Annotated in this window: 13 protein-coding genes; 5 read left to right on the top strand and 8 right to left on the bottom strand. The window is 64.1% G+C overall.

What is annotated here, in order from left to right:
- Positions 1-7 precede the first annotated feature (7 nt).
- The 4 genes from tssC to ACRECS_RS04645 all read right to left on the bottom strand — a co-directional run bounded on the left by tssC (position 8) and on the right by ACRECS_RS04645 (position 3,890).
- Entirely contained in the window at positions 8-1,501 is a 1,494-nt protein-coding gene (tssC, locus tag ACRECS_RS04660; RefSeq protein ID WP_187761868.1) for a type VI secretion system contractile sheath large subunit, read from the bottom strand.
- A gap of 26 nt (positions 1,502-1,527) precedes the next feature.
- A complete protein-coding gene (gene tssB, locus ACRECS_RS04655) occupies positions 1,528-2,064 on the bottom strand; it encodes a type VI secretion system contractile sheath small subunit (RefSeq protein WP_431581793.1) in 537 nt (178 codons plus the stop codon).
- Positions 2,065-2,142: 78 nt separating this feature from the next.
- Complete coding sequence (locus tag ACRECS_RS04650) at positions 2,143-3,132, bottom strand: ImpA family type VI secretion system protein (protein ID WP_431581792.1); 990 nt, start codon at positions 3,130-3,132, stop codon at positions 2,143-2,145.
- A gap of 47 nt (positions 3,133-3,179) precedes the next feature.
- Entirely contained in the window at positions 3,180-3,890 is a 711-nt protein-coding gene (locus ACRECS_RS04645; RefSeq protein WP_431581791.1) for an OmpA family protein, read from the bottom strand.
- A gap of 207 nt (positions 3,891-4,097) precedes the next feature.
- Here ACRECS_RS04645 and ACRECS_RS04640 point away from each other — a divergent pair, with 207 nt between their 5' ends.
- The 5 genes from ACRECS_RS04640 (at position 4,098) to ACRECS_RS04620 (ending at position 9,816) form a co-directional block, all read left to right on the top strand.
- Entirely contained in the window at positions 4,098-6,104 is a 2,007-nt protein-coding gene (locus tag ACRECS_RS04640; RefSeq protein WP_431581790.1) for a type VI secretion system Vgr family protein, read from the top strand.
- A gap of 46 nt (positions 6,105-6,150) precedes the next feature.
- Entirely contained in the window at positions 6,151-6,705 is a 555-nt protein-coding gene (locus ACRECS_RS04635; RefSeq protein ID WP_431581789.1) for a DUF6931 family protein, read from the top strand.
- Complete coding sequence (gene tagH / locus ACRECS_RS04630) at positions 6,702-8,213, top strand: type VI secretion system-associated FHA domain protein TagH (protein WP_431581788.1); 1,512 nt, start codon at positions 6,702-6,704, stop codon at positions 8,211-8,213. Before ACRECS_RS04635 ends, tagH begins: the two co-directional genes overlap by 4 nt.
- Before the next feature lie 119 nt (positions 8,214-8,332).
- Entirely contained in the window at positions 8,333-9,316 is a 984-nt protein-coding gene (locus ACRECS_RS04625; protein WP_431581787.1) for a M15 family metallopeptidase, read from the top strand.
- Positions 9,313-9,816, top strand: a complete 504-nt coding sequence (locus ACRECS_RS04620) for a hypothetical protein (RefSeq protein ID WP_431581786.1) — start codon at positions 9,313-9,315, stop codon at positions 9,814-9,816. Before ACRECS_RS04625 ends, ACRECS_RS04620 begins: the two co-directional genes overlap by 4 nt.
- A 315-nt stretch (positions 9,817-10,131) precedes the next feature.
- On the opposite strand, the gene ACRECS_RS04615 is transcribed toward ACRECS_RS04620, so the two are convergent.
- The 4 genes from ACRECS_RS04615 to ACRECS_RS04600 all read right to left on the bottom strand — a co-directional run bounded on the left by ACRECS_RS04615 (position 10,132) and on the right by ACRECS_RS04600 (position 14,343).
- A complete protein-coding gene (locus ACRECS_RS04615) occupies positions 10,132-11,247 on the bottom strand; it encodes a phosphotransferase (protein WP_431581785.1) in 1,116 nt (371 codons plus the stop codon).
- On the bottom strand, positions 11,196-12,374 hold the full coding sequence (locus ACRECS_RS04610) for an acyl-CoA dehydrogenase family protein (RefSeq protein ID WP_431581784.1): 1,179 nt from the start codon (positions 12,372-12,374) through the stop codon (positions 11,196-11,198). The genes ACRECS_RS04615 and ACRECS_RS04610 overlap by 52 nt, the downstream gene beginning before the upstream one ends.
- Entirely contained in the window at positions 12,371-13,132 is a 762-nt protein-coding gene (locus ACRECS_RS04605; RefSeq protein WP_431581783.1) for an SDR family NAD(P)-dependent oxidoreductase, read from the bottom strand. The genes ACRECS_RS04610 and ACRECS_RS04605 overlap by 4 nt, the downstream gene beginning before the upstream one ends.
- Before the next feature lie 104 nt (positions 13,133-13,236).
- A complete protein-coding gene (locus ACRECS_RS04600) occupies positions 13,237-14,343 on the bottom strand; it encodes an NAD(P)-dependent alcohol dehydrogenase (protein WP_431581782.1) in 1,107 nt (368 codons plus the stop codon).
- Positions 14,344-14,347 lie beyond the last annotated feature (4 nt).

The following is a 14,347-nucleotide window of genomic DNA, read 5'->3' as shown; positions in this document are numbered from 1 at the left end:
GCCGACTTCAGGTCGACGTCTTCGGAAGGCGTGAGACCATACTCAATGTTACGTCCATGCCCTCAAGCTGGTAATGCGGTACGAACATGAACTTTCCGACATAGAAACCGGGATTTTCTTCGTCCGGAATCACCTCGATCTGCGCCTGCTTCAACGGCAGTCGAGCCTTGGTCTCATCGTTCGACGTGGTTGGTGCCCCGTCCACATATTGCAGGACCCAATTGTTGAGGTCGCGCTGCAACTGCTCCGCTTCGCGCGAACCGCCGACCCAATCGCGCACCATGCATTTCAGATAATGGGCGAAGCGGCAGCTTGCGAAAATATAAGGAAGACGCGCCGAGAGGTTGGCGTTCGCGGTGGCCTCCTTCTTGTCGTACGATGCCGGGCGATGCACCGTCTGAGCCCCGATAAAGGTCGCCTGATCAGTATTTTTCCGATGCAGTAGCGGCATCAGTCCAGCGGTCGCCAACTCGGCTTCACGGCGATCGGAAATGGCGATTTCCGTGGGGCATTTCAGGTCGATGCCGCCATCGTCAGTCGGGAAGGTCGCGGTCGGCAGATCCTCGACGGTACCGCCGGATTCGACACCGCGAATCCTGGTGGTCCAGCCATAGGTTTTGAACGCTTCGGTGATCCGGGTTCCCATTGCATAGGATGCATTCAGCCAGAGATGCTGATCATGCTCTCCGCCGACATCTTCTTCGAAGTCGAATTCATCAACCGGATCCGTCTTGGCCCCATAGAGCGGACGCCCCAGGAAACGCGGCAATGCGAGTGCCAGATACCGACTATCTTCGCTGCGGCGGAACGTACGCCACGCGGCGTAATCGGTCGCATCGAACAACTTGCCGAGATCGCGCGGATTCGACAGCTCGGTCCAGCTCTCCATGCCCAGCAGCGACGGCCCCGCCGCCGCGATGAACGGCGCATGCGCGGCCGCGCCGATCCGCGACAGACCCTTCATCACTTCCAGGTCGGGAGCGGAATGGTCGAAATAATAATCGCAGACAAAGGCGCCATAAGGCTGGCCGCCCAGCTGCCCGAACTCATTCTCGTAGATTTTCTTGAACAGCGGGCTCTGATCCCACGCCGCATCGCGATACTGGCGGAACATCCGCCGGCACTCTTCCTTCGACATGTTCATCACCCGGATCTTCAGATCCTTGCCGGTGGATGTGTTCATGACGAGATAGTTGAGCCCGCGCCACGTCGATTCCAGCTTCTGGAATTCTTCGTGATGGATGATCTGGTTGATCTGCTCGGTCAGCTTACGATCGATTGCCGCGCGCATGGCGTCAACTGTCGCAAAGACGTCTCCGCCAATGATCTGCGCATTCTGCAAGGCCTGTTCGGCCAGTGTCTGTACCGCCTGTTCGATGCGCGTCTTGCGCACATCGTCGTTCGGTTTGAATTCCTTCTGAAGCAGCGCCTGGAAATCGTCCAGTGCCGCTTCACTCGCCTGGGGCTGCCCGCCCGATTGATGAAGCGCTTCTTGCGCCATAGTCGGCTCCGATTGCGATAGAGGGATTACGATTGGGCGATGTCGTCGGTTCCATCGCTGGAATCGGTTTTTGTCTTCGCTGCAGAAATAGCCTGCAGTAGAGCTGGATCCTTAAGTACCTTGTCGAGCAGATCCTGCGCACCATTCTTGCCATCCATATAGGACAGCAAGTCCTCCAGCTGAGTCCGCGCCTCAAGCAACTTGGCCAGTGGCTCTATATTCTTCGCGATCTCGCCGGGAGACAGATCGTTCATCGACTTGAACGTCAGGTCGACGGCCAGCTTGCCGCCGTCGCCGCCAAGCGTGTTATCGACCGCAAAGGCGACGCGAGGCGCAATCGCCTCCATCCGCTGATCGAAATTGTCCATGTCGAATTCGACGAACTCGCGCGCCTCGGCGGCTTTGCGATCCTTCAGGCTCTTGCCTGAGAGATCGGACATCACGCCCATGACGAACGGCAATTCCACCTTCTGGCGCGCGCCATAGGTTTCGACTTCATACTCGATATGGACTCGCGGTTTCCGGTTCTCCCGGATGAAGCGTTGCCCGCTCTTAATCGCCATGACTGTACGTCCCTGTTACTCGAACACTGAATAATTCGGCTGGTTGCCCCTGATCATTTTTGCTCGCAATCCGAGCAATCACATCAAATCCGAACGGCCGCTCTCCTCATTCCGCGCACGCAATACGCTATCCGCATCGGGTACGCCATTGGGTGAGATATCTCGCAATAACGTCATGAAGTCCATTGCGATCCAACCCTTAATTCTTCCAAGCGCGGCAGGGATAGGGCTGGATGGTTCGCGTCGCAGGTAATAATCGATCACGGAATCGAGCGCACGCGCAACATCCTCACGACTTTCGATCAATCGAGCCGCCGGCCGGCCGGCCCCGGCATTCAGCGCGCCCACCACCTCAACATCCACGGCCTCCGAACCGTCGTCAGCGCCGCTAAACAGCGTTACGTAGGGGCGGATCGCCTTGCGGATCGATTCCAGGACTTCGTAAGTCGGCTCAAAATTCGTACCGGTCTGATTGGCGGCAGACGCCCGCTCCGACAGAATCGCATCGGCGCGCGCCAATGCGCCGGCGATGTGATCCAGCCGGTCGACTAAGGCCTGGAGCTGTTCGATCGAGGTGTCGGCGATCGCCGCCCGGAACTGGCCATAACCGTCGCCGGTCTCCCCTTCGCGGGCGAAGCGCTCGAAATCCTCGCCCGTGTAGCTACCGAGCCGTGGATGATCGACCAGCACGACCCGCCGAATCGGTCCAAGGAACTCCCCGATTCGAACCAGCGATTCGCAAGGCGCCTTGCGTCCCTCAATGCCGTATTCCTCAAGCTTGGGATGCGCCGTATCCCAAAAGGACTCCATCAATCCGGCAAGCATCTCGCAGCCGTCCTCGACCAGATCGAGGCGGTTGGAGCGAGCGCCAGCCCGGGCCAGATAGACCGCAAGCCAGAGATCCCTGGTGAGCAGGCTCTGCCCAACGATCGTTTCGATTGTTTCCTTCCAATCGATATCCTCGGTCGCGCCCGAAGTTGCGCGACCAAAGGCATCTTCGATCACGCCACGCTCGGACGAATAGGAAAGATCGGGCCCCGCGGGATCGGCCTCGGCAACGGGCGCCATCGGTGCGCCGGTATCCGCCTGGCGATCGGACTCGGATGAGGACAGAGTCAGGAGATCAGCTCCGCCTCGACCCGACGATTCGTCGGATCGGTCGTACGGTGTCCGGGAAGGGGGACATCAGGACCAAAGCCGCGAGTCTGGAGACGATCGGGCTTTACGCCCAGCGACACCAGATAGTCGGCAACCGTCTTGGCGCGCGCGCGCGACAGGGCCATGTTGAGATCCCGCCCGCCGCGCAGATCAGTATGCCCCTCGATCAGGAAGCGTTTGGACTGCAGCTCCGGCGTGAGCAGTGACTTGGCGAAGATCTGCGTTGCTGTCACACCTTCGGCCGTCAGCCGCGCTGAATTGAGATCGAAGCCGATCATCAGGTCCGCACGAGGACGCCCGGCAGCGCCGACCGCGCCAGGCTGCACCGACCCTGTCCCGGCAAAACGTCGCGGTGCTGCGCTATACGTGCCGCCACCCCGCGGCTTGCCGCGGCCAATCGTTGTGGCGGGCTGGCCTGCGGCGCGCTTCACGCCTGCCGTTTCGTCGGCCGTGTTATCCGCCGCTGGCCGTGCCAGGCGAAAACCCTTGGTTTCGGGCGCATCGCGGCTGACCCGCTCTGCCTCCACTCCGTCGCACTTACCGGCAAACGTGCAAAGATAACCCGCAACGCTGGGCTTTGCAGGGGGCGCTGAACGTCCGCCATCCTGCGCGATCGCGGGGAACGCGCACAAAGTGGCAAGCGGAAATATCAGCAAACGAGCGAACATGTTCATCTCCAAGCCGGGAAATATTTCATTGGTCCCAACTTATTACCCTGATGTGGTCGAGGCAACCCGCAACAGCCCCGAGGGTTGCCTCTTGACTTGGGTTAAGACGCTGGAGCCATTGTAAGGTTCCATCCGACACAGTAAGTATCGGACGAATTGTACAAAGAGGAGTAAGCGGTGCCGGACTCGACACAGCGGCTTACTCGGATGTCAATCGATGTCGGTGACGAGCAGGTAGAGCTTGAACGAATCGAGAGCGCCGAGACGCTGGGACGACCGTTTGTCGTCCATGCTGACATCATATCACCGCTCGAAATCGACCTGCAGCCGCACCTGGGCAAGCCCGCGTCGCTCGAGGTTCTCGAGGACGAGGAGACGCTGCGCCATTTCCATGGCCTCGTCACGGCGGGCGAATATCGCAAGGAAAGTCCCAGCGGCCATCATTATCGCCTGACCATCCAGCCCTGGACCTATTATCTCGCGCAGAATGTCGCGATGGCGATCTTTCAGGACATGACCTCGGTGGCGATCATCAAGCAGGTGATCGAGACTGCCGGCATCTCCGACGTCGATTATACCCGCCTCTCCATGCCGCGTGTGACGCGCGGCTATTGCGTCCAGTACAAGGAAAGCGATTTCACCTTCATCTCACGCCTGATGGAGGAAGAAGGCATCTATTATTTCTTCCGTCACGACGCCGATCGTCACGTGATGGTGTTGTGCGAAGGCCCGAAATGTCACCAGCCCGGCAAGCCGGCGAAGCTGAAATATAACGCCAACTCGGTTTCCGTCTTCACAGCGGATTCGAAATCGCGCTTCTCCAACCAGGGCGATTTCCTGCAGACTTGGATCGAGCGCGTCCGGTCGACCGGCGAAGCCAAGGTGACCTATCGCGATTTCGATTTCGAATCGCCCGATCAGCCGCTGACGGCGGAAGTGACCGGCCAGGGTGCCCATCCCGGAGACAATCGCGAAATCTTCCATTATCCCGGACGCTACACGCGTGAGCAGACCGGCCGCGAAGAGCAGCAGAAAACCGGCCAGGAACGCAGCCAGGTACTGCTCGATGCGCAACGCGCCGGACGGCGGACCTTTTCCGGCACCTCGCAATCGGCCGGGCTGGCGTGCGGCACCCGGGTCGATGTCGCCGACCACCCGGCCGCCCGCATGAATGCGGGATATCTGATCACCTCGACCTTCCACAGCATCGCCTCCGAAAGCTATCGGTCGGGGTCGCAGGGCGAGGAAGAGGAAGCGTTCAACATCCGGTTCGAGGCGATCCCCGCCGAAACCTCGTTCCAGCCACCGCACGACACGCCGCGCCCTGTGGTCACCGGGCTGGAATCGGCGATCGTCACCGGTCCGTCCGGCGAAACCATCTTCACCGATCAATATGGTCGCGTGAAAGTGCGCTTCCATTGGGACCGTGCGAAGACCCCCGGTGAGCAATCCACGTGCTGGATCCGCGTGTCGCAAACCGGCGGCCTCGGCAATCTCGTTCTGCCGCGTGTCGGGCACGAAGTGCTGGTCGATTTCCTCAACGGCGATCCTGATCGTCCGCTGGTCGTCGGCCGTGTGTTCAATCGCTCGAACATGCCGATCTACGACTTGCCCGCGAACAAGACGCGCGCGCTGTGGCGAACCAAGCAATATGGCGAAGCCGGCCAGTATCCGGAGACCGAGGCGCTCGATACCGGCGCACCGGGCGCCAACGAAATCCGGTTTGAAGACAGAGGCGGACAGGAAGAAGTCTTCCTTCATGCCGAGCGGGACATGAACAGTCGCATCCGTTTCGACGAGTCGCACCATGTCGGCCACAATCAGGATCACCGGGTCGGTCTCGATCGCACCGCCACGATCGGCCGCGACGAATCGAAACTGGTCAAGCGTGACCGCTCCGTCCATGTCATCGGCAAGGACGGACTGCTGGTCGATAAGGAATTGTCGATCGAATCGAAGACGAAGATTACGATCCGGGTTAAGAATTCGATCGTCATTATCGGCCCCGAAGGCATTCTGATCCAGGCCCCGACGGTCGACGTCCAGGCCACGGGCGAGGCAACGTTCAACAGCCCCGGCAGTTTGCGGATCAATGCTGGCGCTGAGTTGACCCTCAATGGTGGGGTGACGAATATCAATCCCGACGGGGTCACGCCCGCCACCTTCGGCAGTGCGGTCCCGCTCGGCCCGGCCGCGGGCGAGGGAGGCAGCTGATGCCGGCCTGTATCGGCATGCTCGACCGCCCATGAACGATTGGACCATGGTCAAGCTTACCGAGGCGAGGCAAGTCGCGGCCCTTATCGGAATCGACGAAGACGATTGGCCGATGCCATCGGTCGGCGTGCGCGACCGATATGTCGCGCTACGCCGGCAAGGCGCGCTGGCCGCGGCGGTCGAATATCTCGGCCATGCGTTACCCCGCCGCGAGGCCGTCAGTTGGGCCGGCCGTCTGCTCGATGACGAATCACGCCGGATCGAACTCACTCGCCGCAGCCGGCTGGCGCTCGACAGCGCGATGCGCTGGATCGGCGAGCCGACCGATGCGCATCGCCGCGCAGCCCATGACGCCGCGCGGGCGATCAGCAAGGCCGCGCCGGAACGATTTCTCGGACTCGCGGTGTTTTATTCTGGCGGATCGGTCAGCGGAACAGGGGCTCCGCTGGCACCGCCGCCGCATGCCTGCTCCCGCTTTGCCGTCAGCGCGATCGAGCAAGCGGCCTATCGCGGCGCGGATTCCGCAGCCTTTTTCAACCAAGCGCTCGATCTCGGCGAGCAGGTCGCGGAACGGGGTATCGCGGCCCTGGCGCGAGCATGACGCTCACGCTCACCCTCCAGAATAGCGGTCGCCTCGACAATGGCACACCGCTTGAGCTGGTCCTGCATCGGCGCGGTGCGATCGTCGGGCGCGCCTCGACGTGCGACTGGCCATTGCCCGACCCGACAAAGCATATTTCAGCGCGTCATTTCGAGGTGACCTTTGACGGACGCTTCTATGTCCTGGCCGACATCAGCACTAACGGGACGTTTCTCAATGGCGCAAGCGAGCGCCTGTCGTCCCCGCACCGCATCACGCAGGGCGACCGTTTCCAGGTTGGGCCGTATCTGATCCGTGCGTCGCTCAGTGGCGAAGCCGAGGCATCACTTCGCAGCGCCGACGCTGCCGCGGCACCGCCTGCCCCCCGCGCCTGGGCCGGGTGGGACGATGGCAGCGGCGCAGCACCGCCCGGTAGCGCGGGCAGCCCCGGACCAAATGCCAATGACGGCTGGGGCGCACCACCCGCCGGTAGCGGCTGGGACGCGGCACCGTCACCACCGCCGCGCGACAATGCCCGGTGGCAGCCGGACGTCGGCCCGTCGCTCGCCCGGCCCGACGCGCATCGACAGGCCGGTGGGCAGGATGGGAATACCGGGCGCGATCGCGCCCCTGCTCCTGCCGGCGGCGGTTGGGCGCCGACCGGCGCGGTGGCGCTACCACCCGTTGCGTCGGCATGGGAGGGCCCGACGCCAAATGCGGATCCGGCGTCAGGCTGGTCGAGCGCGGCACCCGACCGGCCGGCCGCGCCGTCGCCGGATGATGTATGGGGCCGGATCGCGGAAGGAAATGTCGTGGACTGGGCGCGGGGCGGCTTCGGCCAGCCGGTCGCGCCCGCGGGAGATCCGCTTGGCCTTAACCCCGCACCTGCCAGCCAGTCGCTGCCGGCGGCACGCCCGGTCGCACCAGCCGCGCCGCCGCCACGTGCGGCCGCTGGCGCAGCGGAGGCCGACTTCTTCGCCGCAGCGGGGCTGGCGCCGGGCTCGATCGGTGATCCCGCCACCGCGCTCAAACGCGCCGGTGCTGTATTCCACCGGCTCGTGGCGGGTCTGGTAGTGATGGTCGAAGCACGTGCGCGGGCAAAGGCACAGCTCGGCGCCGAAGCGACCGCATTTTCGGCGCATGGCCATAACCCGCTCAAATTCGCCCGAACGCCGGAAGAGGCGCTCGCCATGCTGATCGAGGAGCCGCAGCGTGGATTCATGCCGGCCGATCGGGCGGTCGAGGATGCATTTGTGGAATTGCAGTCGCATCAGATGGCCACATTGAAGGCAATGCAGGGCGCATTGCGCGCGACCCTCGATCGCTTTTCGCCGGCGGCGATCCGGGCACGCGCCGATTCGGCCGGCGTGCTTGAGCGGATCCTGCCGGCGGCGCGCGACGCGACCCTGTGGCAAACCTATGAGCGTGAATTCGGCGGCGTCGCCCAGGATTCGGACGAAGCGTTCATGGATGTCTTCGCCAAGGAATTCCGGCGCGCCTATAATGATCAGGCAAGACGGAACCCTTGACCGCGCCATGCGCTGTGCATCGGGGTTTCGTCGATCATGGCGCTAATCCCGTGTAACGGCGGCCAAAAATAGTCGGTGAACCCGCAAAGAAGCCGCTGAGATCGTGGATGGAGGTGCGGATGCAGCGCTTGAACGGATCGGTCGGCCTTGGCGGCAAGAATCGCAAATCGGATGTCATCAGCGTGCAGCGCGCCCTGCAGGCCGCGTCAGTACCGCCCGGCCCGATCGACGGCATTTGCGGGCGCCGCACGATCCAGGCGATCGAACGATTCCAGAGTGGCGTGATGCGACGGCCCGATGGGCGGATCGACGTCAACGGGCCGAGCTGGCGCCGCCTCACTCAACACACAGCTGCCAGCGCGCATACGCCACCGCCAGCGGCTCGAAGCGCCGCAACGCCGACCCCGTCACCGTCGCCCAGGCCCGCTGCCGCGACGCGTTCAGTCCCGATTCCCGCACAACGCACCGCAGCGGTCGCCCGTGCTCAGGCACCCGCGCCCGTCATTGCCGCAGCGGCCGCCACACCTGCCGCGCCACCGCCGGCCCAACGCGCCAGCAGCTATTGGACGACCAAAACCGCACTCCCGGCAGCCGGAACGGTCAATGTCGGCCTGTCGTCGCCGACGAGCTCGGATCAGGTGGCGCGATTCGGCGGTATGCCGAGCGCCCATATGTCGCAAAATGATCAGCCGGTGACCAACCCGGAACTGAAATCGCTGATCGCGACGGAGTCGGTGGGCCCGTTTCGCGTCACCGGCATTCGTCCCGCCATCGCCAGTCTACGGTCGATTCTGGACGAGGTGCGGCGCGACCTGCCGGATCTGCTTGCCCTGCTGAGCAGCGCCGGGATGGAGGTCAACCGCCTCCAGCGTGGCAGCACCACCAAAGTGTCGAACCATGCCTGGGGCAGCGCGATCGACCTGCGCGTCGGCGGCGTGTTGGTGCCGCTCGGCGCGAGCTATTCGCTCAAGGGGCTCGACGCGCTGGTCCCCTATTTCAATCGCGCCGGCTGGTATTGGGGCGGCGGATATCGGTCGCGCGGCCGCGCCGATCCGATGCACTTCGAATTGGGTGGCGCGCTGATGGCGGGAGTCAGTCGTTGAGACGGTCCGCTACCGTCATCGCCGCCGCCGGCCTGCTGATCGCGATCGGATTATCTCCGGCAGTGGCCGGCAGTGCTCCGGCCAGACAGAAGGCAGCGGTGCAAAAGCCTTGCCGCGCCGAAGTGCCGGCGGAGCTCACCACCGCCCCGGCGCACTGGCTGGGCGACTGCCCGAACGGCATGGCCGAGGGGCTCGGCGTGACGCGCGCGGGCGGCGCGGCGCCCTATGAATTTTTCGCGGGACGGATGCGCGACGGGCAGCTCGTCGACGGCGTGCTGGTGCTGAAATCGGGACTGATGATGGTGGCGATCCGGTTCGACGCACAGCGCCGCGTCGTCGTCAGCGACGGGCTTCGTCCGTCCGAGGATGAGGCGGTGTTCCGCACGGCGACAGCCGCGGCGGAAGCGGTCTCGAAGCGCATGGCGGCCACCGGTAACCGCAGTTCGGCGGCCTATTATACCGGTCTCGCCAAGCGGATTCGGAACGCACCGCCCGAATAATCCCCGCCGCATTGATGATGAGCTGCTTTTTCAGCCTTTTCCTGACGGGAAAAGGGCGATGAGTCATGGACGAGAGATATGGGACACCCCTTGTGTCGTATTTCCGGCGCGAGGCCAGCGAGGCAGGCCATCGATCGCGGTAAATCGCATAATTATTATATATTACAACCAGTTACTCTGAACTACACCCGATTCCTGGTATAAGCAGCATTGATGGCAGACCCGGTTCTGCTATCCATGAAACTGATAGCTGGGCCGCCGATGTGCCGAATTTCACTGAAACCGGGCAATATTCCGCTCGCGCGAGGCACAGGATCAGCGACATGCTTCCATCGCATCGCGGCCCAGTTTCGTCAGGCGCGGTAAGCTTGCGGCGCGCTCCCGGGCATGCGCGGATGCCGCGGTGCCACGGATGACGCGCCCCTTGATGCCGTGGAAGATCGCGGCGAGGCGGAAGAAGTTGAACGCGATGTAGAAGTCATAGGCCGGGATCGAGGCGCGCCCGGTGCGGCGGCAATAGGCCGCGACATAGTCCGCCTCGGACGGGATGCCGAGCGCGGCCAGATCCGCCCCGGCGAGGCCGGCGACGATGTCGGGCGGCATGCGGTACATGATCGCGTGATAGGCAAAGTCCGACAAGGGATGGCCGAGTGTGGACAATTCCCAGTCGAGCACCGCGAGGATGCGCGGTTCGGTCGGGTGAAAGATCATATTGTCGCAGCGAAAATCGCCATGCACCACGGCATTGTCGTTGCCCGGCGGGATATTGGCCGGCAGCCACTCGATCAGCCGGTCCATATCGGCGTCACGCCCGGCTGCGTCATCCTCCAGATATTGCCGCGACCAGCGCGCGATCTGGCGTTCGAAATAATTGCCCGACCGGCCATAATCGTCGAGCCCGACCGCCGACGGATCGATCAGGTGGAGCCGCGCGATCGTCTCGTTCATCGCATCGAAATAGGCACCGCGCTGAGCCTGATCCACGCCGGGAAAGGTCGCATCCCAGAAGATCCGGCCTTCGACCATCGCCATCACGAAGAACCAGGTGCCGATCACGCTGTCATCGGTGCACAGGCCGTAGACATAAGCGACCGGGAAGTCGGTAAGGCCGAGCGCCGACAATATCTGCGCCTCGCGCTCGACCGCATGCGCACCCTTCAGGATCGGTCCCGGCGGCTTGCGGCGCAGGACATAGTTGCGGCCCGGCGTGACCAGCTTGTAGGTCGGGTTGGACTGGCCGCCCTTGAACTGTTCGACCCGCATCGGCCCGGCGAAACCATCGACATGCCCGGTCATCCAGGCCGCCAGCGCCGCTTCGTCGAAGCGATGGTCGTCGCGCACCGCCGTGGTGCCGGCATTGGCGTCGTCGCCCAGCGCGGTCACGCCCGGGCCGCCTTCCAGTCGCGCTTGATCTTCTTGGCGAGACTCCATTTGTGCACTTCGGTCGGGCCGTCATAGATACGGAAGGCGCGGATCTCGCGGAATATCTGCTCGACGATCGTGTCGTCGGTCACCCCGGTGCCGCCCATCACCTGGACGCAGCGGTCGGCGATGCGCATCAGCGCCTCCGACACCGCGACCTTGGCCATTGAGCTTTCCGCCGTGCCGAGCGCCCCTGTATCGAGCACATCCGCGCACCAGTCGATCATCAGCTCGGCCTGTTTCAGGTCGATCAGATTTTCCGCCAGCATGAAGCCGACGCCTTCATGATCGATCAGCGGCTTGCCGAACGCCATGCGGCGATTGGCGTAATCGGTCGCGATCTCGTTGGCGCGGATGCAGGCGCCGAGCCAGCGCATGCAATGCGACAGGCGCGCCGGGCTGAGCCGGACCTGGGCATATTGAAACCCCTCCCCCGCCCGGCCAAGCATCTGGTCGGCGGGAATGCGCAGATTGTCGATCGCGACCACCGCGTGCCCGCCGGGCATCGAGCTGTCGATCGTATTGGGCACGCGCTCGATGCGGATCGCCGGATCGGGCAGATCGACCAGGAACATGCAGGCGCCCTCGTCCGCCTTGGCCATGACGATGCCGATCTGCGCGCCGGCGGCACCGGTGATGAAGGCCTTGCGGCCATTGACCACCCAGTGATTGCCGTCGAGCCGCGCGCTGGTCTTCATCATCGACGGGTCGGATCCCGCCCCGCCTTCGCTCGCCGGTTCGGTCATGAAGAAGGCGGAGCGCGCGCGCCCCTCGATCATCGGCTGGAGGAAACGCCGCCTGATATCGTCGCTGCCGACCTTGCCGAGCAGATACATATTGCCCTCATCGGGCGCGCCGGTGTTGCAGGCGAGCGGACCCAGCGGCGACAGGCCGGTCATGCGCAGCACCAGCGCGGTCTCGCGCTGAGTCAAATGACCGCCATCGGGCAGGATATGCGGCGTCAGCACGCCGGCGTCGCGCGCCTTGCCCTTCAATTCGGCCACAAGCGCGTCGGTCGGCGCACCATGATGGTCGCGGCGCGGATCCTTTTCATACGGCGCGACCGTCTCGCGGACGAAAGCCTCGACGCGCGCGGCAATCTCCGCGGTCCGCGCGGCACCGGCCCCCGCGCTCATCGCGGCGCCATCCGGATCGCGCCGTCGATGCGGATCGTCTCGCCGTTGAGCATCGGATTGGTGACGATCGCCTCGACCAGCCGGGCATATTCGTCGGGCTGGCCGAGCCGGCTCGGAAATGGCACCTGCGCGCCAAGGCTGTCCTGTGCCTCCTGCGGCAGCGAGGCGAGCAGCGGCGTCCAGAAAATGCCCGGCGCAATGGTCATGACACGGATGCCGTAACGCGCCAGCTCGCGCGCGATCGGCAGCGTCATGCCGACCACGCCGCCCTTCGACGCGGCATAGGCGGCCTGGCCGATCTGCCCGTCATAGGCCGCGACCGACGCGGTGTTGACGATCACGCCGCGCTCCTCACCGATCGGCTCGGCGTGGTGAAGCGCCGCCGCAAACCTGGCGAGCACATTGAATGTCCCCAGCAGATTGATCCGGATGATCCGGCCGAACGCGTCGAGCGGCAGCGGATTGCCGTCGCGGTCGATCACCTTGGCGGGTGGACCAATGCCAGCGCAATTGACCAGGATCCGGGCCTTGCCATTGACCGCTTCCGCGTCGGCGATCGCACGCGCGACCGCGTCCTCATCGGTCACATCGACATGAGCGAAACGGCCGCCGATCGACGCGGCATGTGATGTGCCGAGATCAGCGTTCAGGTCGAAGATCGTGACCTTGGCACCCGCATCGGAGAGCCGTTTGGCCGTGCCCCCGCCTAATCCCGATGCTCCGCCGGTGACGATGGCTGCCACGCCCTGGATATCCATTCAGCTTCTCCCTTTTATATCGCCATATCCCAACAGCGGCGGCCCGGCTTTGTCCAGCCGGCGCATCCTTTTCAACATTTCTTGCGCATCCGCTGCGGCAGCGGTCAGGGGATGAGCACCACCTTGACGCAATCGCCTCGCGCCTGCGCCGCAATCGCTGCGTTGATCTCAGCCAGCGGGAAGGTCTGAACCAGCCGGTCGAACGGGAAGCGGCCGGCGGCATGGTGCGCGATCAGCTCTGGAATGAAGGCCTGCGGATCGCTGTCGCCCTCCATGATGCCAATGACTCGCTGGCCGAAGGTGATCATGCCGGCAATGTTGATGGTCAGCGCATCCTCCGCCTTCGCCGGCACGCCGACCAGTCCAAGCATGCCGCGCGGCGTCAGCGCCACCAATGCCGCCTGGATCGCCTCGACCCGGCCGCTGGTGTCGAATGCGAAGTCAGCGCCGTCGGGCAGAATCGCCCGGATCGCTGCGGTGACATCGCCGGCCAGCGGATCGATGCTGTGCGTGGCGCCGAGTTCCTCGCCAAGCACGCGGCGCGCAGCCACCGGCTCGACCAGGATGATCGTCGCACAGCGCTGGATCGCCGCGCCCATCACCGCGGCCAGCCCGACCGGGCCGCCGCCGAGAATGACGATCGACGACCCGGCCGGGCACGCCATCGAGCGCATGACGCCGCCAGCCCCGGTCTGAAAGCCGCAGCCGAGCGGGCCGAGAATGTCGAGCGGGGCCGAGGCCTGATCGACCCGGACGACGTTGTGCGCCCGGACGATCGCATGGGCGGCGAATGACGATTGCCCGAAAAAATGCGAAGAGATCGCCTCGCCGTTCGCCGACAATGCTTTCGACCCGTCTTCGAGGCGCATCCCGGCATAGTTCAGCGGCGGGAAGTCGCGGCAATAGCTCGGCAGTCCTTCGTCGCAGCGCGCGCACTGCCCGCAGCTGGAAAAGCCGAGCACGACGCGGTCGCCGACCGCAAGGCCGTCAACGCCCTCGCCAACCGCCTCGATCGTCCCGGCGCCTTCATGGCCAAGCACGGCAGGGAGCGGATAGGGCGCGAACTGATCGCGGAAGATGAGATCGGTATGACACAGGCCGACCCCGGCGATCCTGACACGCACCTCGCCCGCGCGCGGCGCTTCGATCTCGACCGTCTCGATGGTGAACGCACCGCGTGGTTCGCGGGCGACCGCGGCAATCGTCTCCATCAGG

The organism is Sphingomonas sp., from assembly GCF_050725575.1.
Lineage (GTDB): Bacteria > Pseudomonadota > Alphaproteobacteria > Sphingomonadales > Sphingomonadaceae > Sphingomonas.
The sequence above is the reverse complement of the archived record's forward strand: the minus strand, read 5'-3'. Positions and strand labels throughout refer to the sequence as shown.

Coding starts and splice junctions, on each gene's coding strand:
- tssC (WP_187761868.1), bottom strand. CDS start 1,501: ATGGCGCAAGAAGCGCTTCATCAATCGGGCGGGCAGCCCCAGGCGAGT.
- tssB (WP_431581793.1), bottom strand. CDS start 2,064: ATGGCGATTAAGAGCGGGCAACGCTTCATCCGGGAGAACCGGAAACCG.
- ACRECS_RS04650 (WP_431581792.1), bottom strand. CDS start 3,132: ATGGCGCCCGTTGCCGAGGCCGATCCCGCGGGGCCCGATCTTTCCTAT.
- ACRECS_RS04645 (WP_431581791.1), bottom strand. CDS start 3,890: ATGTTCGCTCGTTTGCTGATATTTCCGCTTGCCACTTTGTGCGCGTTC.
- ACRECS_RS04640 (WP_431581790.1), top strand. CDS start 4,098: ATGTCAATCGATGTCGGTGACGAGCAGGTAGAGCTTGAACGAATCGAG.
- ACRECS_RS04635 (WP_431581789.1), top strand. CDS start 6,151: ATGGTCAAGCTTACCGAGGCGAGGCAAGTCGCGGCCCTTATCGGAATC.
- tagH (WP_431581788.1), top strand. CDS start 6,702: ATGACGCTCACGCTCACCCTCCAGAATAGCGGTCGCCTCGACAATGGC.
- ACRECS_RS04625 (WP_431581787.1), top strand. CDS start 8,333: ATGCAGCGCTTGAACGGATCGGTCGGCCTTGGCGGCAAGAATCGCAAA.
- ACRECS_RS04615 (WP_431581785.1), bottom strand. CDS start 11,247: ATGGAGTCTCGCCAAGAAGATCAAGCGCGACTGGAAGGCGGCCCGGGC.
- ACRECS_RS04610 (WP_431581784.1), bottom strand. CDS start 12,374: ATGAGCGCGGGGGCCGGTGCCGCGCGGACCGCGGAGATTGCCGCGCGC.
- ACRECS_RS04605 (WP_431581783.1), bottom strand. CDS start 13,132: ATGGATATCCAGGGCGTGGCAGCCATCGTCACCGGCGGAGCATCGGGA.
- ACRECS_RS04600 (WP_431581782.1), bottom strand. CDS start 14,343: ATGGAGACGATTGCCGCGGTCGCCCGCGAACCACGCGGTGCGTTCACC.